The 18,106-nt window shown below is 60.5% G+C and carries 15 protein-coding genes and 1 pseudogene; 6 read left to right on the top strand and 10 right to left on the bottom strand.

Annotation, left to right across the window (positions count from 1 at the left end):
• Positions 1-66 precede the first annotated feature (66 nt).
• Together ettA and gdhA are read left to right on the top strand one after the other, a co-directional pair.
• Entirely contained in the window at positions 67-1,731 is a 1,665-nt protein-coding gene (gene ettA, locus ABWL43_RS25110) for an energy-dependent translational throttle protein EttA (RefSeq protein ID WP_053137900.1), read from the top strand.
• Between the two features lie 345 nt (positions 1,732-2,076).
• Positions 2,077-3,414, top strand: a complete 1,338-nt coding sequence (gene gdhA / locus ABWL43_RS25105; RefSeq protein WP_369302476.1) for an NADP-specific glutamate dehydrogenase — start codon at positions 2,077-2,079, stop codon at positions 3,412-3,414.
• Here the strand turns inward: gdhA and ABWL43_RS25100 are convergent.
• Together ABWL43_RS25100 and ABWL43_RS25095 are read right to left on the bottom strand one after the other, a co-directional pair.
• The gene (locus tag ABWL43_RS25100) at positions 3,411-3,899 is read right to left on the bottom strand and encodes a GreA/GreB family elongation factor (RefSeq protein WP_369302477.1); all 489 of its coding nucleotides are present in this window, start codon (positions 3,897-3,899) and stop codon (positions 3,411-3,413) included. The two genes, gdhA and ABWL43_RS25100, sit on opposite strands and share 4 nt — an antisense overlap.
• 70 nt (positions 3,900-3,969) lie before the next feature.
• Positions 3,970-4,326 (bottom strand): hypothetical protein, encoded by a 357-nt coding sequence (locus ABWL43_RS25095; protein WP_242200372.1) that lies wholly within the window; start codon positions 4,324-4,326, stop codon positions 3,970-3,972.
• A 109-nt stretch (positions 4,327-4,435) separates the two neighbouring features.
• Here ABWL43_RS25095 and ABWL43_RS25090 point away from each other — a divergent pair.
• Positions 4,436-4,531 (top strand): annotated as a pseudogene (locus ABWL43_RS25090) (DUF3077 domain-containing protein); the annotation flags it as partial.
• Between the two features lie 175 nt (positions 4,532-4,706).
• Here the strand turns inward: ABWL43_RS25090 and ABWL43_RS25085 are convergent.
• From ABWL43_RS25085 to ABWL43_RS25075, 3 genes are all read right to left on the bottom strand, one after another.
• Positions 4,707-5,012 carry a chorismate mutase gene (locus tag ABWL43_RS25085; protein WP_145162207.1) on the bottom strand — a complete coding sequence of 102 codons (306 nt, stop codon included), beginning with the start codon at positions 5,010-5,012 and terminating at the stop codon, positions 4,707-4,709.
• 708 nt (positions 5,013-5,720) lie between these two features.
• A complete protein-coding gene (locus ABWL43_RS25080; protein ID WP_404485077.1) occupies positions 5,721-7,574 on the bottom strand; it encodes a DUF4105 domain-containing protein in 1,854 nt (617 codons plus the stop codon).
• A 90-nt stretch (positions 7,575-7,664) separates the two neighbouring features.
• Positions 7,665-8,153 (bottom strand): DUF3015 domain-containing protein, encoded by a 489-nt coding sequence (locus ABWL43_RS25075; protein ID WP_083356699.1) that lies wholly within the window; start codon positions 8,151-8,153, stop codon positions 7,665-7,667.
• Between the two features lie 280 nt (positions 8,154-8,433).
• Here ABWL43_RS25075 and ABWL43_RS25070 point away from each other — a divergent pair, with 280 nt between their 5' ends.
• Positions 8,434-10,872, top strand: a complete 2,439-nt coding sequence (locus ABWL43_RS25070; RefSeq protein ID WP_145162203.1) for a Lon protease family protein — start codon at positions 8,434-8,436, stop codon at positions 10,870-10,872.
• Between the two features lie 334 nt (positions 10,873-11,206).
• Positions 11,207-11,536, top strand: coding sequence for a hypothetical protein (locus ABWL43_RS25065; protein WP_145162200.1), 330 nt, complete (start codon positions 11,207-11,209; stop codon positions 11,534-11,536).
• 4 nt (positions 11,537-11,540) lie between these two features.
• Here ABWL43_RS25065 and ABWL43_RS25060 read toward each other — a convergent pair whose 3' ends face one another.
• Positions 11,541-13,361: a hypothetical protein gene (locus ABWL43_RS25060; RefSeq protein ID WP_404485073.1), complete on the bottom strand. Its 1,821-nt coding sequence runs from the start codon at positions 13,359-13,361 to the stop codon at positions 11,541-11,543.
• A 165-nt stretch (positions 13,362-13,526) separates the two neighbouring features.
• Between ABWL43_RS25060 and ABWL43_RS25055 the strand changes: the two genes are divergently transcribed.
• Complete coding sequence (locus tag ABWL43_RS25055) at positions 13,527-14,015, top strand: TIGR00645 family protein (RefSeq protein ID WP_106579278.1); 489 nt, start codon at positions 13,527-13,529, stop codon at positions 14,013-14,015.
• 15 nt (positions 14,016-14,030) lie between these two features.
• On the opposite strand, the gene ABWL43_RS25050 is transcribed toward ABWL43_RS25055, so the two are convergent.
• The 4 genes from ABWL43_RS25050 to ABWL43_RS25035 form a co-directional block, all read right to left on the bottom strand.
• Complete coding sequence (locus ABWL43_RS25050) at positions 14,031-15,464, bottom strand: ArnT family glycosyltransferase (protein ID WP_404485071.1); 1,434 nt, start codon at positions 15,462-15,464, stop codon at positions 14,031-14,033.
• Between the two features lie 127 nt (positions 15,465-15,591).
• Positions 15,592-16,617 carry a hypothetical protein gene (locus ABWL43_RS25045; RefSeq protein ID WP_404485068.1) on the bottom strand — a complete coding sequence of 342 codons (1,026 nt, stop codon included), beginning with the start codon at positions 16,615-16,617 and terminating at the stop codon, positions 15,592-15,594.
• Between the two features lie 107 nt (positions 16,618-16,724).
• Entirely contained in the window at positions 16,725-16,979 is a 255-nt protein-coding gene (locus ABWL43_RS25040; RefSeq protein ID WP_404485066.1) for a DUF6124 family protein, read from the bottom strand.
• 457 nt (positions 16,980-17,436) lie between these two features.
• Positions 17,437-18,090: an RraA family protein gene (locus tag ABWL43_RS25035; RefSeq protein ID WP_404485063.1), complete on the bottom strand. Its 654-nt coding sequence runs from the start codon at positions 18,088-18,090 to the stop codon at positions 17,437-17,439.
• Positions 18,091-18,106: the final 16 nt, after the last annotated feature.

Genomic DNA, 18,106 nt, shown 5'->3' with positions numbered 1-18,106 from the left:
CGCGCGGCGCATGGCCTGCACGGGCTTCGCCCGCTCAATTCATCAGTCACTGACGCTAGGTTCACCATGGCTCAATACGTCTTCACCATGCATCGGCTGGGAAAAGTTGTTCCGCCGAAGCGGGAAATCCTGAAAAACATTTCGCTGTCCTTCTTCCCTGGCGCCAAGATCGGCGTGCTCGGCCTCAACGGTTCGGGTAAGTCCACGCTGCTGAAAATCATGGCCGGCGTCGACACCGAGTTCGAAGGCGAAGCCCGCCCGATGCCCGAGCTGAACATCGGCTACCTGCCGCAAGAGCCGATCCTGGACCCGACCAAGACCGTGCGCGAAGTGGTCGAAGAGGCCGTCAGCGTGATCAAGGACGCCCAGGCGCGTCTGGATGAGGTCTACGCCGCCTACGCCGAACCGGATGCCGACTTCGACAAACTGGCCGCCGAACAGGCCAAGCTCGAAGCCATCCTGCAGGCCGGTGACGGTCACAACCTGGAGCGCCAGCTGGAAGTCGCCGCCGATGCGCTGCGCCTGCCGGCGTGGGACGCCAAGGTCGAATTCCTCTCCGGTGGTGAAAAGCGTCGCGTGGCCCTGTGCCGCTTGCTGCTGTCGGCCCCCGACATGCTGCTGCTCGACGAACCGACCAACCACTTGGACGCCGATTCCGTCGCCTGGCTGGAACATTTCCTTCACGACTTCCCGGGCACCGTGGTTGCGATCACGCACGACCGGTACTTCCTGGACAACGTCGCCGGCTGGATTCTGGAACTCGACCGTGGCGCCGGTATCCCTTACGAGGGCAACTACTCCGGTTGGCTGGAAGCCAAGTCCGACCGTCTGGCCGCCGAATCCAAGCAGCAATCGGCCCACGAAAAAGCCATGAAGGAAGAACTGGAGTGGGTGCGCAAAGGCGCCAAGGCCCGCCAGTCCAAATCCAAGGCTCGTCTGCAACGCTTTGAAGAAATGCAATCGCAGGAATTCCAGAAGCGCAGCGAAACCAACGAGATCTACATCCCGGCCGGCCCGCGCCTGGGTGACAAGGTCATCGAGTTCAAGAACGTCACCAAAGGCTACGGCGACCGCGTGTTGATCGACAACCTGTCGTTCTCCATGCCAAAAGGCGCGATCGTCGGCGTTATCGGCGGTAACGGTGCGGGTAAATCCACCCTGTTCCGCATGCTGATGGGCAAGGAAACCCCGGATTCGGGCACCATCGAAGTCGGCGAAACCGTGCAGCTGGCCTGCGTCGACCAGAGCCGCGAAGACCTGGATGGCAGCAAGACTGTGTTCCAGCAAATCTCCGACGGTTCCGACCAGATCCGCATTGGCAACTATGAAATCCCGTCGCGCACCTACGTCGGCCGTTTCAACTTCAAGGGCGGCGACCAGCAGAAGTTCGTCAAGGACCTGTCCGGTGGTGAGCGCGGCCGCTTGCACCTGGCCTTGACCTTGAAAGAAGGCGGCAACGTGTTGCTGCTCGACGAACCGTCAAACGACCTCGACGTTGAAACCCTGCGTTCGCTGGAAGAAGCCCTGCTGGACTTCCCGGGCGCCGCCATTGTGATCTCTCACGATCGGTGGTTCCTTGACCGCGTCGCGACCCACATCCTGGCGTACGAAGACGACTCCCAAGCGGTGTTCTTCGAAGGTAACTACACCGAGTACGAAGCGGACCGTAAAAAGCGCTTGGGCGAAGCTGCTGCCCAGCCGCACCGTGTGCGCCACAAAAAACTGGCCTGATTTGGGTTGGTTGCAAAAAACGGAGCCTTCGGGCTCCGTTTTTTTTGCGTGTGATTCAGGTGCCCGAGGTGGATCTATCGCAGGCAAGCCAGCTCCCACCTTTGACCGCATTTCAAATTGGAAACCCGATCAAATGTGGGAACTGGCTTGCCTGCGATAGCGGTTTAACTGCTGGTGCATTCTCTAATTTGAAATCCCTTTTCTGGTGCAAAAAGCCCAGTTATTTATATCCAATGCACCATTTAAATTCACAAAGGCGACATTTTGCGCTTTTCAGGTGCAACATGAATTGCTAAGGTCCGGCTCAATCTCCTTTAAAAACAATCAATTTGCCGAGACTTTTTCATGATCGAATCCGTTGAGTCCTTCCTTGCCCGCCTCAAAAAACGCGACCCCGACCAGCCAGAATTCCACCAAGCCGTGGAAGAAGTCCTGCGCAGCTTGTGGCCGTTTCTTGAAGCCAACCCCCACTACCTGACCTCGGGCATTCTGGAGCGCATCTGCGAGCCGGAGCGTGCGATCACCTTCCGGGTGTCCTGGGTGGATGATCACGGCAAGGTCCAGGTCAATCGCGGCTTTCGTATCCAGATGAACAGCGCCATCGGCCCCTACAAAGGCGGCTTGCGCTTTCACCCGTCGGTGAACCTGGGCGTACTGAAATTCCTCGCCTTCGAGCAGACGTTCAAAAACTCCCTGACCTCGCTGCCCATGGGCGGCGGCAAAGGCGGCTCGGACTTCGACCCCAAGGGCAAGAGCGACGCCGAAGTGATGCGTTTCTGCCAGGCGTTCATGAGCGAGCTGTACCGCCACATCGGTGCCGACGTGGATGTGCCGGCCGGCGATATCGGCGTGGGCGCGCGCGAAATCGGCTTCCTGTTTGGCCAGTACAAACGTCTCAGCAACCAGTTCACCTCGGTGCTGACCGGCAAAGGCATGACGTACGGCGGCAGCCTGATCCGCCCCGAGGCTACCGGCTTTGGCTGCGTGTATTTCGCCGAAGCAATGCTCAAGCGCGACGGTCAGCGGGTTGAAGGCAAGCGCGTGGCGATCTCTGGTTCCGGCAACGTCGCGCAGTACGCGGCGCGCAAGGTTATGGACCTGGGCGGCAAGGTGATTTCTTTGTCTGACTCCGAAGGCACCCTGTACGCCGAAAGCGGGTTGACCGAGGCGCAATGGTCGGCCCTGCTGGAGCTGAAAAACGTGCAGCGCGGGCGCATCAGCGAACTGGCTACCCGTTACGGACTGGAATTTCGCGCCGGTAAAACGCCCTGGGAACTGGCCTGCGACATTGCCCTGCCATGCGCGACCCAAAACGAACTCGACGCCGACGCGGCGCGCACCCTATTGCGCAACGGCTGCCTGTGCGTCGCAGAAGGTGCCAACATGCCGACCACGCTTGCGGCGGTGGATATCTTTATCGAAGCCGGCATTCTGTTCGCCCCGGGCAAAGCCTCCAATGCCGGCGGAGTGGCCGTCAGCGGCCTGGAAATGTCGCAGAACGCCATGCGCCTGCTGTGGACCGCAGGCGAGGTCGACAGCAAGTTGCACAACATCATGCAGTCGATCCACCACGCCTGCGTGCACTACGGCGAAGAAAACGGCCGGGTCAACTACGTGAAAGGTGCAAATATCGCAGGCTTCGTAAAAGTCGCTGACGCGATGCTGGCCCAAGGCATCGTCTAAACCTCGGGCTCGACGCGCAGCACTTCGATCACTTGATCACCGACGGGGCGCTTCCACAGCACCTCGTCGCCCACCTCGGCGCCCAATAATGCGCGGCCCAGAGGCGAACCCCAGTTGATCAGATTGGCGGCGGCGTCGGCCTGGTCTTCACCCACCAACTGAATGCGCTGGTGTTCGTCCTGTTCGTTGGCAAAGGTGACCCAGCTGCCGATCTGCACCTTGTGGGTGGACGTCGCCGGCGCCACCACTTGGGCGCTTTGCACCCGCTGGTTGAAGTAGCGCAGGTCCCGCTCAAGATCTGCCTGGCGCTGTTTGTCGTCCTTGGCAGACTCGAGGCTGTATTCGTGCTGCAACTGCGCGACCTTGGCCTGCAATTGCGCCAACCCTTGCGCGGTGAGGTGGTTGGGTTGCTCACTGACCTGGCGCTCTACCGGTTGGTCGGCCTGGGCGGCAGCGTTGTCTTCGTTAACAAAAGCTCGGCTCATGACAATCTCCTTCAATGGAGTTTGGGCCATGTTCGCCGCGCTTTAGTTTCGATGGATGTCTGAAAGCGACCTACTGCGCGCGATAAGCCTTGGCGGCGTCACGGTCTTTTTCCTGCTGCCAGTCCCGTTCGCGGTCATCCCAGTGGTTGTCCTTGTAGTCGCGCAACTCTTCGTTCTCGCGCATGGCCTTGCACTGGCGAAAGCCGTCTTCCCAGCCTTCGGCGTACTGGCGGTCTTTCAGATACCGCGGCACGTTCTTGCGAAACTCCCCGCTGATCACACCGGCGGCCTGGCGACCGCTGCTGCAACCGTCATCAAAGCCATCGGCAAAAGCCGGTGGATAACCTTTGGCCAGCAAATCCTGGTGGGTTGATTGGCAACCTGACAACCACACTACTGCGCACAGCATTACAGCAGACCGCCACATGGCGTACTCCCTGACCGTTTCACGGCTGATAGGGTGAGTCTAGTCAGGGATTTGTCGGGCCGGTGTGAAAGAGAGGTGAGAAAGGTGTTGGGTTAAAGGGCCATTACGACGCGGCGAACAATATGCCTGGACCGCGCATTAGCTGTGCGAGATGGGCAAAGCCGTCGTGGACGACCTGACCCAAGCGATAACACCCGCCACCTAAAGCCTGACACCGCCACAGGTGCTGAACCGGCCTATGTGGCGAGCAGGCTTGCCCCGCGTTGGGCTGCGCAGTCGCCCTAATAAACAGGAACGCGGAGTATCTGATACTCCCCGACGACAGACTTGGGGCTGCTGCGCAGCCCAACGCGGGGCAAGCCCGCTCGCCACAGAGGGGGTTATGTCGCTTGGTTGGTCGTCAGCGCGGCATGCTCGGCCAATTCCTGCTGGATAAACGCCGCAATCATCGCGCGATACACCTGCTCAGTGACCTCGGGGTTGGCACCCACCGCCTCGGATAAACCCCGCACTTTGGCGATTACCTGTTCAACCCGTTGCGGCGCCTTGACGCCATCGGCGTCTTTTTTGAAGCGCGCTGCCTGGGAGACGTAGTGGCCGCGCTCGGCCAGCAGCGTGACGATGTGTTGGTCGAGGCGGTCGATGTTTGCGCGGACTTCTTCGAGGGTGGTGCAGTTAACGGCCATGTTGATGAAACTCCTGATGGGGTGGGCAATGCGATGTGCCTGAATGCACGCGGGCCAAATGTGGGAGCTGGCTTGCTCGCGAATGCGGTGGTTCATTCAATACATCATCGCCTGACCGAGCGCCATCGCGGGCAAGCCCGCTCCCACATTTGAGCTGCGGCGGGCAAGGGATTCAGGTCAGGCACAAAACCGGTGTGGGAGCTGGCTTGCCTGCGATGGCGGTGGGCAGTCAGTATGGTTGTTACTGATACACCGCCATCGCGGGCAAGCCCGCTCCCACATTTGAACTGCGGCGGGCAAGGGATTCAGGTCTGGCACAAAGCCCGTGTGGGAGCTGGCTTGCCTGCGATGGCGGTGGGTCAGTCAGGCTGGTTGTTACTGATACACCGCTTTCGCGGGCAAGCCCGCTCCCACATTTGAGCTGCGGCGGGCAAGGGATTCAGGTCAGGCACAAAACCAGTGTGGGAGCTGGCTTGCCTGCGATGGCGGTGGGGCAGTCAGTATGGTTGTTACTGATACACCGCTATCGCGGGCAAGCCCGCTCCCACATTTGAGCTGCGGCGGGCAAGGGGTTCAGGCCAGGTACAAAACCAGTGTGGGAGCTGGCTTGCCTGCGATGGCGGTGGGGCAGTTAGCCTGGTTGTTACTGATACACCGCCATCGCGGGCAAGCCCGCTCCCACATCAGGTCTTCGCCCGGTCTCACAGGTCAGTAGTGATACCACTTCACTTCGAGCAGCACTTCATTCACTGGCGTGGACAAGTGGCTGTACTCGCGCTGGGCGCTCAGGCGCAGGCCCAGGTTGCGCGACAATTCCCACTGCTGGTTCAGGCTGACACTGCGCCGCACTTCGCCATTGGTGAAGAAATCCCCTTTGGCTTCCAGGCTCAAATTGCCCAGCGGGTTTTTCCACAGCACGCCGGTGTTGAATCCGGCAGCCGGGGAGATGGCTTCGCTGAAGTCGTTGTTGTGTTCCACGCGCACGGTGCCGAGGGCGAAGCCGAGCATGTCGTCGGTGAGTTGCCAGGTGCCGCCGGCGCCGCCGTTGACGTGGGCCACGAGGGTCTCGTCGTCGTGTTTGCCTGGCACGCGCTCCAGGCCGCCAGTCACTTGCCATGACCACGGCTGCAACAGGGCGTTGCGTGGGGTCAGGGAGCGGATGGTGGCCAGGTCCAGTTGCTGCAGTTGCCAGTGGTTGCCTTCGTACTGGCGCAGTTTCATCTGCAGGATTTCAATCTGCGCGCCCAACGGGAAGCCTTCGGCGTTGTCGTTGAGGTCGTGGTAGGCCATGCGCAGGCCGTATTCGCCGAAGGTCTTGCTGCCACGGGTGCCGATGCCGGCCTGCCAGGTGCGCGACTCATGGCCGTCTTCCGGCAGGCCGGGGCGTTCGATATTCAGGTCTGGCGCCGGGTTCTGGTTGATCGCGCGCAGCAGTTCGAAGCTGCGTTGCGAGCGTTCGGTGTCGCGCTCAAGACCATTGGCGCGGTAGCGACCCAAGCGATAGGCAGCGTCGATGATCAGCGCCTGGCGGTCGCGGGGCAGCGCCTTGAAGGCGGGCTCCTGCAGTTGCTTCTGGTCGTCGCTGATGCTCAATACCCATTGCTGCTCATCACTGTCCAGCGGCTTGGCACGTTCAAGCAGTTCGCGTTCACGGGACGGCCGATAGTCGATCTTCTCCACCACGCCAGCCTCTTTCACCGCCTTGACGGTGTCGGTGGGGATCGCCGTCAGCGGGAATTGCTCGGTCAGGCGCAGGCTTGGGCGCGCCACTTGCAGCAGCTCCAGCAGGCGGTAGGAGCAGTTTTCGTCGAAAAAGAAGTAGTCGAACTGGATCTGCTTGAGCTCCCACACGTGCCGGACCATGCGTTCGGTCTCGACCTGGGTGAGGTTCAGGCGGTATTCCCACAGGTCGCGGTTCTCGAGGCTACGGTACTCCGAGAGCTTTTCCTGGTAGGGCACCAATGCAAACAGGCCCGGATAGCCGCCCATCAGGCCTTTCCAGGCGTAGAGAATGCTGTTGTCGGAGCCTTCGATGTAGGCGCCGAAGTTGATCGCGTAGCTGAGCAGCGCGGTCTTGTCTCTTTGCACGTCAGCCTGGTCGATGCGCAGCAACGTGTGGCCGAACATCGACGACGGGCTGTTGAGGTAGGCCGCCGGGAAGATCATCACCGCGCTGTGGGGCGCGACGTCCTTGAACCACTGGGTGAATTCTTTGCACTCCAGGGTGGGCAAGTCGGTCAGCTGCAACTGTTCCTTGAGCCAGCGCGTACGTGCGGGGTAAACACATTGGGCGTGTTTTTCGCCGAGGCTGGCCGGGGCGTACAGCGCCTCTACGGTCGCCTTGAGTTCCTGGTCCGGGTGGTGCGCGCCATCAGGGGCGAGGAAGAATTTTTTGTCGCTGACATAGCTGCGCCAGCCCTTGAGCTTGCCGGCTTCGTAATGGCCCAGAGACAGCCAGAACGGATCGTTGGCCAATTGCTGCAAACGTTGATCATCAATATGCGGGGCCGCATACAGCGGGACGCAGGCGAAGAGTGCCAACCAGGCAAAGCGTTTGAGCATAGGGGCAACTTAAGTCGGAAATAGTGAGACCCAAAGGGGAGGCGGGTCCAAAATAAAACCCGCGCCTCGAAAGGCGCGGGCGGGTCGAGCTTAAGCCTGGGTAGCGTATTTTGCCAGGCGGGCATCGCTTTTCAGTACAGCCAGGGTGTTGTTGTGCACGTCATCGGCGGTCACGTCAGCTTTGCTGAAGATCTGCTGGAAGTGCTCGTGGGTCACGGCCGCGAAGTGATCGCGATCTTCCGGTGCAACGCCCAGTACCACCGCGTAGGTGGTCAGCGCTTCGCCGTTGCCTTTGGCCATGTCTTCGGACAGCTCGTTCATCATGCCATTCATGGCAATCCAGGACTTGCCGCCGTAGGTCAGGGCGCTGTTGGTGCTGCAACCGTTGGTGCCCGAGGTCATGCCGAAAGTGGCGTTACCCGAGGTGCCGTTGGTGGTGGAAGCGAGGAAGTGAGCTGGAGTACCGCGCTGGCCTTCAAACAACATGTTGCCCCAACCGCAGTTCGGGCCACCTGGTGCTTCTGCCATTGCATTGAGGGAGACGACGGTGAAGAGAGTACCAAGAAGGATCCGTTTCATAGCTTTGTTCTCTTTGTGTGCAAACCAATGGACAAGGGTTCAGGCGCGTTGCAGCGCCCTAGGGGCCAGTTATTAGTCCAACCCGCGCAGTTTGGAGTTTAGGCACGTTCCTGGGGTTCCGTTATTTTTTATAAAACAATCGAAGTGATTGCGCACGGTTGTCGCGATTTTTTTGTAGGACGCCTCCCGTGTCTACGCTTTCCCACAGGCGCGCCTTGCCAGAGCGCGCAACCGAGAGCCAGAATGCCGTCATCTGCCCCGCCTGATGTAAGGAAGCCCGATGCCTGATCCTGTTGCTGCCAGCTTGCGTCTAGCGCCTGAAGCGCTGACTCGCCCTTTCTCCGCTGAACAGTTCAGCTTCTCGACCACCAATGATTTGGAGCCCTTTCGCGGTGTGCTTGGCCAGGAACGCGCAGTTGAAGCGTTGCAGTTCGGTGTGGCGATGCCACGCCCCGGTTACAACGTGTTTGTCATGGGCGAGCCTGGTACCGGCCGCTTTTCGTTCGTCAAACGCTACCTGAAAGCCGAAGGCAAACGCCTGCAGACCCCGTCGGACTGGGTCTACGTCAATAATTTCGATGAGCCGCGTGAGCCACGCGCCCTGGAATTGCCGGGCGGCGGCGCAGCGGCGTTCATCGCCGACATCAATGCTCTGGTCGACAACCTGGTCGCCACCTTCCCGGCGGTGTTCGAGCACCCGACTTATCAACAGCGCAAAAGCGCCATCGACCGCGCCTTCAACCAGCGCTACGACAAGGCCCTGGACGTGATCGAGCGTCTGGCCCTGGAAAAGGACGTGGCGCTGTACCGCGACAGCACCAACATCGCGTTCACGCCGATGCTCGATGGCAAGGCGCTGGACGAGGCCGAGTTTTCGCAGCTGCCGGAAGCTGATCGTGAGCGCTTCCACACCGATATTTCCGAGCTGGAAGAACGCCTCAACGAAGAGTTGGCCAGCCTGCCGCAGTGGAAACGTGAGTCCAACAACCAACTGCGCCAATTCAACGAAGAAACCATCACGCTGGCCCTGCAGCCTTTGCTGGCGCCGCTGTCGGAAAAGTACGCAGAAAACGCAGCGGTGTGCGGCTACTTGCAAGCCATGCAGGTGTACCTGCTCAAAACCGTGGTCGAGCAACTGGTGGATGATGCCAAGACCGACGCTCAGGCCCGCAAGCTGCTCGAAGAGCAATACTGCCCCAGCCTGGTGGTGGGCCACCCGGTCAACGGCGGCGCGCCGGTGGTGTTTGAGCCGCACCCGACTTACGACAACCTGTTTGGCCGTATTGAGTACAGCACCGACCAGGGCGCGCTCTACACCACGTACCGCCAGTTGCGCCCCGGTGCGTTGCACCGTGCCAATGGCGGTTTCCTGATTCTGGAAGCCGAAAAAATGCTCGGCGAGCCGTTTGTGTGGGACGCGCTCAAGCGCTCCCTGCAGTCGCGCAAGCTGAAGATGGAATCGCCGCTGGGCGAGCTGGGCCGTCTGGCCACGGTGACCCTCAACCCGCAGATGATTCCGTTGCAGGTCAAGGTCATCATTATCGGTTCGCGCCAGCTGTACTACGCGCTGCAGGACGCCGATCCGGACTTCCAGGAGATGTTCCGCGTCCTGGTGGATTTCGACGAAGACATCCCGATGGTCGACGAAAGCTTGGAGCAGTTTGCCCAGTTGCTTAAAACCCGCACCTCGGAAGAAGGCATGGCGCCGTTGACGTCGGACGCGGTGGCGCGGCTGGCGACTTACAGCGCCCGCCTGGCCGAACATCAGGGGCGGTTGTCGGCGCGCATTGGCGACTTGTTCCAGCTGGTCAGTGAGGCGGATTTCATTCGCCACCTGGCGGGCGACGAGATGACTGACGCGGGGCATATCGAACGCGCGCTCAAGGCCAAGGCCACGCGTACCGGGCGGGTGTCGGCGCGGATTCTCGACGACATGCTTGCCGGGGTGATCCTGATCGACACCGCCGGTGCGGCAGTCGGCAAGTGCAACGGGCTGACGGTGCTGGAGGTCGGCGATTCGGCGTTCGGCGTGCCGGCGCGGATTTCCGCCACGGTGTACCCGGGCGGCAGCGGCATCGTCGACATCGAGCGCGAAGTTAACCTCGGCCAGCCGATTCACTCCAAGGGCGTGATGATTCTCACCGGTTACCTGGGCAGCCGTTATGCCCAGGAATTCCCGCTGGCGATCTCGGCGAGTATCGCGCTGGAGCAGTCCTACGGTTATGTGGATGGCGACAGTGCTTCGCTGGGCGAGGCGTGCACTCTGATTTCGGCGCTGTCGAAGACGCCGCTCAAGCAGTGCTTTGCCATCACCGGCTCGATCAACCAGTTTGGTGAAGTGCAGGCGGTGGGCGGGGTCAACGAGAAAATCGAAGGCTTCTTCCGCCTCTGCGAAGCACGCGGGCTGACCGGTGAGCAGGGCGCGATCATCCCGCAGGCCAACGTCGCCACGCTGATGCTTGACGAGAAGGTGCTGCAGGCCGTGCGCGCCGGGCAGTTCCATATCTATGCCGTGCGTCAGGCGGACGAGGCGCTGAGCTTGTTGGTCGGTGAGCCCGCCGGTGAGCCGGACGAGGAGGGCCAATTCCCTGAAGGCACCGTGAATGCGCGCGTGGTAGAGCGTTTGCGCGCGATTGCCGAGATGATCAGCGAAGACGACTTGAAGGAAGCGGAAAAGGAGCTGGCACAGCAGGCGTTGGCGGAAGCCAAGCCGACCTGATGGTGCGTAGCGAGCGGGCTTGCCCCGCGTTGGGTGGCGAAGCCGCCCCAAACCAGCCAGTCCAATCTGCCTGACAGATTGCAGTGGGCTTATTGGGGCTGCTTCGCAGCCCGACGCGGGGCAAGCCCGCTCGCCACAACAGGCCCGCTGCCACGACGAGCGCGTTCGCCACAATTTTGACTCGCGTGTAGGGCCAACGCCCGTTGGTCCCTACAAGCTTGGTTTGTACTGGTTTTCTTCTATTCTCACTTCAAGGGATATCCACAGGAGTCGCTGGACAGAGACAGCCTTGCCCTGCGCGAGGTTGAACACCGATCTACCGAGGGTCGCCGCCATGCCGCGCAACCTTTGCCTTACCCGCCAATGCCTGGGCCTGGTCACCCGTATCGAATGCTCCATTCGCCCTCTCGCCGGGGATAACGGGATGTGGACGCTGTTGTTTGCTGCCGGAATGACCGGCGAACAGCCTTCCACCATCAAGTCTCAAGGCCCGTTTCATGGGCCCTTCGTGGCAGAAACCATTCTGGGGTCGATCGTCGAAAGCTTGACGCTGCACGGCTACGAGCTGGCGGACGACCCACAGATCTGGTGCCTGCACCTGCAGGCACATCTGCGACAGCTCAATGGCGGGCGAGCCCAGACGCTCAGCGATACTCGCCACTGAGCGTTTATTTGCTGTCGGACTTGTCCAGTTTGACCTCAAAGCCGTATTGCACGGTGTCGAGGTCGGTGCGCTGGTAGCTTTCCAGGCTGGTCGGCTGGCCGTAAAAATAGTGCACGTCAAACAACGCTGTGCCGTATTCCTCGGCACGGTGGCTGACGCCGAGAATTTCCTTCAGGTAGTTGCCGCTCGCGTCCTTGGCGTAGAAGCGCCAGCTGTCTGCGGGAAATTCCTTTTGATCGACGATCAATGCGTTGTCCTTGAGCGACAGGCCCTTGGGCAGCTTGGCAACGTCAATCGTGGCTTTCTCGATGGTGGCGAGAAACAGCGGAATCGAGCCCACCGCAAACGCCGGGGTTTCCGGGAACAGGTTGAGATCGTAGGTGAGCGTGCCGGTGGCGGCGTTCAGCTCGAAGGCCTCGGCCGGCAGTTCGATGGGCTCGCCGCGTTCACCTTTGTCGTCCGCCGCAAAGAAGGTGATGGGCGCGTCGCTGTTGTTGCGATCGGCACCGACCAGGTCGTCATTGAAGGTGAACGGGTGGTCAAAGACGATCTTCGCAGCGCTGGCGTCTTCGGTTGATTGGCTGATCGTCACGCTGTTTTTCAGTTGGTCCTCCGTCATTGCCGCGTCTTTGAGCCAGCTGGCAGCGCTGTCGTCATACACGGTGACCGGCATCGGCAAGGCTTGCACGGTCTTTTGCAGGCTGTTCTTGTCAAAACGCAGCACCGGCAGGTCGAGGTCCTTGCGGGTGACGGTGGCCTTGGAAAAATCCAGGACGTCGACCTGCAGGTTGTCGATCAGGCCATTGAAATACACCTTGGCGTAGTGGCTGCTTTGTTTGTGCTCGAAGGCTTTTTGCTCGTCCGTCAGCTGTTTTTCAAAGGCATCCGACCAGGCTTGCTGTTTTTGCATCTCGGCCAGTTGTTTCTCGTAAAACGCCACTTGCGCGGCGTTTTCGTTGATCGAGCCTGAGCGGGTGAGAAATTGCCCGGTGCTGTCGCGCGCCTGCACCAGCAATGGGTTTGGCGATTCGTCGCCGACTTCCGGCGCCAGCGGCTCGCTGTTGGTCAGCTCGATCTCGGCGTAGTTTTTCTCGAGCAGCAGCAGGTTGAGGGTGATGTTGCCCTCGGTGCGTTTGTGACCGACGTCTTTTTTCGACAAATCGAAGGTCAGCACTTTGCCCGGCGCCACCACCTCGACCGCGCCCTTGAGGCTGACGGGCTGCGGCTGGCTCTTGTTCTCGGTTTCTACGCCCTCGATGAACGGGTAAGTCACCGTCAGGTCATCGGGGTTGGTCAGGTTGGAACTGCTCGGGCTGAGCTGGATACCCGGGTCGGTTTCCGACCATTCGGGCTGAAAGGGAATGACCTTGTTGTTGCTCAACGTCACCGACTGCCATTCAAGGCCGTGGGGGAAAGGGAATTGGTCCGGGGTGTTGAAGTTAAAGGGGAACACCGGCTGCAAATCGGTCAGGTAGTCGGAATGCGAGGCTTTGCGCAGCACGAACAGGCCATTGATGTAGGTGTCCACCAAGGCCTGGGGCGTGGGGTAGTGCTTGAGCAGGGCCAGGGTGTCTTCGCCGTATTCGGCTTCGATGGGCTTGTTGGCGAGCTTGACTCGCGCCCGTTCCAGCAACAGCAGCGAGCCACCAAGGTCGGCGATGGCGTCTCTGAGCTTGGGGTCTTGAATGCTGTCCAGCGATTGTTCGAACTTCGCGGTTTTCTCTTCGAGGGTGGCCTGCTTCTGCTCTTCTTTGGGCGAGCAGCCGCCAGCCATCAGCAACACCGCACACAGGCCGAAACTGGCCAAAGGGGATCGCACATCCATTATTCGAGTCTTCCTGTTCGTCAGCATCGAGCCGATTTGATGGGCTCGACACTAGCAGAAAAATTCTCTTACAGATGCCGCTCAGGTCAGTTTTCTCGCGGTTACAGGTGTTTGGTAGCGGCTGGTATACTCGCGGCCATTTTTAGCCAGGCTGTGTGAGATTCAATGGAACGCTTTATCGAAAATGCCATGTACGCCTCGCGATGGCTGCTGGCGCCGATTTATTTCGGCTTGTCCCTGGGGTTGCTGGCGCTGGCGCTGAAGTTCTTCCAGGAAGTGATTCACCTGCTGCCGAGCGTGTTCTCGATGGCCGAGTCCGACCTGATCCTGGTGCTGCTGTCGTTGATCGACATGGCCCTGGTCGGCGGCTTGCTGGTGATGGTGATGATTTCCGGCTACGAGAACTTCGTCTCGCAGCTGGATATCGATGAGAGCAAGGAAAAGCTCAACTGGCTGGGCACCATGGACTCTTCATCGCTGAAGATGAAAGTGGCGGCGTCTATCGTGGCGATCTCGTCCATTCACCTGCTGCGCATCTTCATGGACGCCAAGAACGTCGATCCGCAGCATTTGATGTGGTACGTGATCATCCACATGACCTTTGTGATCTCGGCGTTCGCCATGGGTTACCTCGACAAGCTCACCAAGCACTGATGCCCCGCGCCAGCCTTACTGCTCGACGAAGTAGTAAGGCTGACGGTTGATCGAGATTTCCTTGATCACCGTGACCTTCTCGGCCAGCTGCTCGGTGCGGTCCAGCAACGCGATGTTGCCGGGCTTGGCCGTGAGATAGCTGCGCAACTCAGCTTCGGTTTGCAGGATCGGCAAGTAGGCCTGCAGATAGAACACGCTGGCCCCGGCGATGCGTTCGTTGGGCTGGAACAGCACCACATCCTTGCCTTGGGCCTGGTAGGCCTGAACCTGACTGATAACGGGCACAAACGACTGGCGCACGTCGGCTTTGGGCGCAAACCAGAACGCGGCCGTCAGGTAGCAGGCGATCGCCAACGTGAAAACCCCGCCGATCACGCCACGGTGATAGCGGTACAGCGCCGGCCTGTTCGCTTTGAGCCACTCCAATAACACCCCGGCGTATTCTGCTGCGAGTACGGCGGCGGCAGGTGTCAGGGCCATCAGATAAACCACGCGCTTGCTCGAAGCCAGGGTCAGCAGGGTGAACTGCGCCACCAGCCACACGCTGAAAAACAGCCGGTAGCGGTTACGCACCAGGCTTTTGCGAAAGTGCCACAGGCCCAGGTACACCAGGATGTTCCACGGCAGGAAGGCCTCGGGCAGTTTGGCGATGTAGTAGTAGAAGGGCTCGTAGTGCCCGGCCTCGACAAACGAACCGCTGAAACGCCCGACGCTGTTGGTCCACAGCACTTCGGCCACAGCCTGCATGCCGCCGCGCTGGAACAGGAAGCCCAACCAGATGAGCAACGGCACCAGGGCCAGCAGCGTGAACAGCGCTGGCTTGAGCCAGTCGCCAATGCGCACACGCTTATCCATCACGCTGGTGCTGGCCAGGTACACGAAGATCACAATGCCCGGCATCGCCAGGCCCAGTACACCTTTGCTCAGGGTCGCGATGACCATGCCGACGGTGAACAACGCCCAGGCCCACGTACTCGAACCCTGGCGCTCGGGGCGCACCGCTTGGTAGAACGCCAGCAGCGCGGTGGTCACGCCGAGGCTGAGCAGCGAGTCTTCACCCACGCCCCGCACGTTGCCCCAGTAACTGGCCATGGTTGCCAGAATCAGCGCCGCGCAGAATGCCATTGGCTTGGGCCGTCCAAACTTGCGCAGCATCGCGTAAAACAGCATCACGCTGAACAGGCCGGCAAATGCCGAGGCCAGGCGCACGGCCCACGTCGTGCCGCCGAACAGGCGAATGGCGCCGGCGTCCAGCCATAGGCTCAGGGGCGGTTTTTCCAGGAAGGGTTCGCGGAACAGGCGCGGGATGACCCAGTCATTGTCCAGGTGCATGGCCATGGCGATCCCGGCGACGCGGGCTTCGGTGGAGCCTTGCAGCTCATGGCCACCCAGGGCAAAGAAGAACAACACACCAGCGAGAAGGAGCAGCAGAGGAGCGGGACGCGTCATGGTTTCTGGATACCGGAGCAAGGGACCGTTCGGGGGAACGGCCGTGGCGATCGGCTAGTATCTGCCAGCACTTCTGAACATTTCATGAATGAGTGTCAGTTTTTTGTAAGGCTGGCCAACGTGCAACTCAGGGCAGTTTCAAGCTTGGCACGGCTGCCTTGCCTTGCGCTGTGAGTACCGGCTCCAACTGCTCCCAGGTGAAGGACAAGTCATTGTCGCAGCCGTCTCCCGTGGCCGGTGTCGAGAGTTGCAGGCCCTGGGTGTTGAAGCTCAGGTCAAAGGAGGAATAGCGGTTGATGGCCGGGCAGCCTTCGTCAGTGGTGGTTTGCTTGGCCAGCCAGCGGCTGAATGCGCTGGGCAGCTTGATTTGGCCGGAATACGGGCTGTCCCATTCTTCGCGCCCACCCAGCCAGGTCCACGGGTCTACGCTGTCGCCGGTTTGCAGGTTCCAGCTGTGCAAGCCCCAACTGATGCCGCCGCGACCGTAACCGGCTGTCCAGCGGTAAAAGCGCACGGTGATCCACTGTGACGACCAGTAGAAGGGCTCTACGGTGATTTCACTGGTTGAGGTGCTGCCGCTCTGATCCAGGGCGTTGCGCCGCTCGCGGTAGAAGTCTGCCTGGCCGTCGGGGCTGACTGCCAGGCGCGCCAGGTCGCGGTTGATCTTTTCGATCGCCGGCCCGTCGCCTTCGAGCTTCAAGGTGACCTGCCCACCCTGGGTTTTCACTTGGTAGGCGTGCTCGCCGAACGTCTTCTTCTCGACCATCACCGCCGGCGGCACCGCCTCGAGCGGGTTGTTATAGGTGTCGCTGGCGCAGCTGTCCGAATCCGCCCGCTTGAGCGCCAATGCCAGGCTTTTACCGCCCAGTGTTTTACTCCAGGTTCCCGTCAGCGTGTCGCCTTGCGGTTCGTCCAGTTGCCAGAAACCGGTATTGCCCTCTTCGGCCCACGGCTCGCTGGCGTTGGCTTGGGTCAGCTGGATGGGGGTGAGAATGCGCTGGTAGTAATAACTGCCATTGGCCCCGTGAGCCCCGTTGAAACAGGCCGTAATGGAGGACTTGCCCAGCGTGCCTTTCCAGACACCTGCCAGGTCGGCAGCAGAGGCGAACAACGGCGCGCAGGCGAGCGCGAGGACAGCAAGAGGCTTGAGCACGGGTATCGGACTTCCGGTTGTCTGATAAAGGCCGTCAGGGTAATGGGAAGTGTGAGGGGTTTCCAGAGGGCGAGGCGTTGTGAGGCGGCTCGCCCTTTTGACGTCGCTTAGGGCTGAGGCGTGTGGCTGGGGAAGGGGTGGGTGCTCAACACACGGTCGATGAGTAGCTCGCCCAAAACGGTCAATTGCTGAGCGGCCAGCAGCGTGTGGCGATGCGAGCCTTCAAGCTTGAAGGCCAGGTCTGTGGTCATGGCGTTCAGTGAGGCGAGGGTTTCGCTGGCTTGGATCAGCAGGGTTTCGGGTTCGACGCCTTCAGTAATTGTGAAGAGCGTTGTTGGAGGATTGGGGGTGATTTTTTTCATGGCGCAAACTCCTTGATTGATGGAGTCGCCAGACATCGCTGCTAAACGAAAAGGGTGGCGACTGTACGCGGGTTAGCAGACCAGGAATCAAGGAACCCAGCGCACCCGAAAGTGCCCCACGCACAGCCGCCATAATGCAGTCCAGCAGATGCTGGGCAGGTGGTGGCGTTGCAGGCCTTGATATTAACCGAGCTGCTAAACCCGGTCGCTGATTTTGCAGCGACTGGGGGAGGTTAGCGGGGAGGGGAAAGCGCGGCCAGTTCACCAACAGCGCGACATATCGAAGGAAAAATCCGAAGGCCCGCCGGCTGGGCTTTCCACCCTCCAGAAACAACAAAACCCGCACTGGGCGGGTTCTGTTGATGCTTCGAATGGGTAAATACCAACTGGAATACCGTGCGAAATGGCATTTCACTTGAGCACCCACAGACACACTCGCCAGCAGTCAACGCTGTCGTCAGCTGCGTGGGGTTTGGAGTGCGTGGTAACCATAGTCGGCCCGAGCCTGGCGCAACGGCACGCCTGCCTCGATAGCCGCGCGGATATGCTCTTCGGCCTGGTGGACTTCTTCGGCCACCGCCAGCACTTCGCTCAGCGAACCGGCCGGAATCACCACCAGGCCATCGCCATCGCCGCGCAACCAATCATCCGGTTGTACCCGCACGCCGCCCAGCGTCACGGGCGTCTGGATCGCCTCAACGCGCACCCGATCCTTGCCGGTGCGCATCCAGTTACCCCGGGAAAAGATCGGGTAATTAAGCTCCAGCGCACGGTCGACATCGCGGCAGATACCGTCAATCACCGTCCCGGCCAACTGCTTACGGGCGGCGGTAGAGGTCAGCAAGTCACCCCACACGGTGGTGTCGAGCCGCGCCTGGTTGTCGATCACCACCACTTGGCCGGCCTCAAGGTCGTCGATGTAATCCCCCACCGAGCCGCCGTCCAGACCAATAGGGCCGTAGCGCAGGGTCCAGGCTTTGCCGGTGAGATTGAACGTGCGATCCAGGGGCATGATGTCGGTGCACTGGCAAACGATTTTCAGGCGGTCCATCGCATCGCTGAGGTCGGTGCAACTCAGGGCGTTGAGACGGGTAAAAATAGAGGTTTGCATGGTGTGGCCTTCCTTG

This window comes from Pseudomonas sp. HT11, from assembly GCF_044875395.1.
Taxonomy (GTDB): Bacteria; Pseudomonadota; Gammaproteobacteria; order Pseudomonadales; family Pseudomonadaceae; genus Aquipseudomonas.
Note: the sequence above shows the minus strand (reverse complement) of the source record. Positions and strands in the feature narration are given on the sequence as shown.

Bases quoted from the DNA above. Each gene is read 5' to 3' on its own strand.
- ABWL43_RS25080 (WP_404485077.1), bottom strand. From the start codon at position 7,574: ATGCTCAAACGCTTTGCCTGGTTGGCACTCTTCGCCTGCGTCCCGCTG.
- ABWL43_RS25100 (WP_369302477.1), bottom strand. From the start codon at position 3,899: ATGAGCCGAGCTTTTGTTAACGAAGACAACGCTGCCGCCCAGGCCGAC.
- ABWL43_RS25035 (WP_404485063.1), bottom strand. From the start codon at position 18,090: ATGCAAACCTCTATTTTTACCCGTCTCAACGCCCTGAGTTGCACCGAC.
- ABWL43_RS25095 (WP_242200372.1), bottom strand. From the start codon at position 4,326: ATGTGGCGGTCTGCTGTAATGCTGTGCGCAGTAGTGTGGTTGTCAGGT.
- ABWL43_RS25075 (WP_083356699.1), bottom strand. From the start codon at position 8,153: ATGAAACGGATCCTTCTTGGTACTCTCTTCACCGTCGTCTCCCTCAAT.
- gdhA (WP_369302476.1), top strand. From the start codon at position 2,077: ATGATCGAATCCGTTGAGTCCTTCCTTGCCCGCCTCAAAAAACGCGAC.
- ABWL43_RS25065 (WP_145162200.1), top strand. From the start codon at position 11,207: ATGCCGCGCAACCTTTGCCTTACCCGCCAATGCCTGGGCCTGGTCACC.
- ABWL43_RS25050 (WP_404485071.1), bottom strand. From the start codon at position 15,464: ATGACGCGTCCCGCTCCTCTGCTGCTCCTTCTCGCTGGTGTGTTGTTC.
- ABWL43_RS25055 (WP_106579278.1), top strand. From the start codon at position 13,527: ATGGAACGCTTTATCGAAAATGCCATGTACGCCTCGCGATGGCTGCTG.
- ABWL43_RS25085 (WP_145162207.1), bottom strand. From the start codon at position 5,012: ATGGCCGTTAACTGCACCACCCTCGAAGAAGTCCGCGCAAACATCGAC.
- ettA (WP_053137900.1), top strand. From the start codon at position 67: ATGGCTCAATACGTCTTCACCATGCATCGGCTGGGAAAAGTTGTTCCG.
- ABWL43_RS25070 (WP_145162203.1), top strand. From the start codon at position 8,434: ATGCCTGATCCTGTTGCTGCCAGCTTGCGTCTAGCGCCTGAAGCGCTG.
- ABWL43_RS25060 (WP_404485073.1), bottom strand. From the start codon at position 13,361: ATGGATGTGCGATCCCCTTTGGCCAGTTTCGGCCTGTGTGCGGTGTTG.
- ABWL43_RS25040 (WP_404485066.1), bottom strand. From the start codon at position 16,979: ATGAAAAAAATCACCCCCAATCCTCCAACAACGCTCTTCACAATTACT.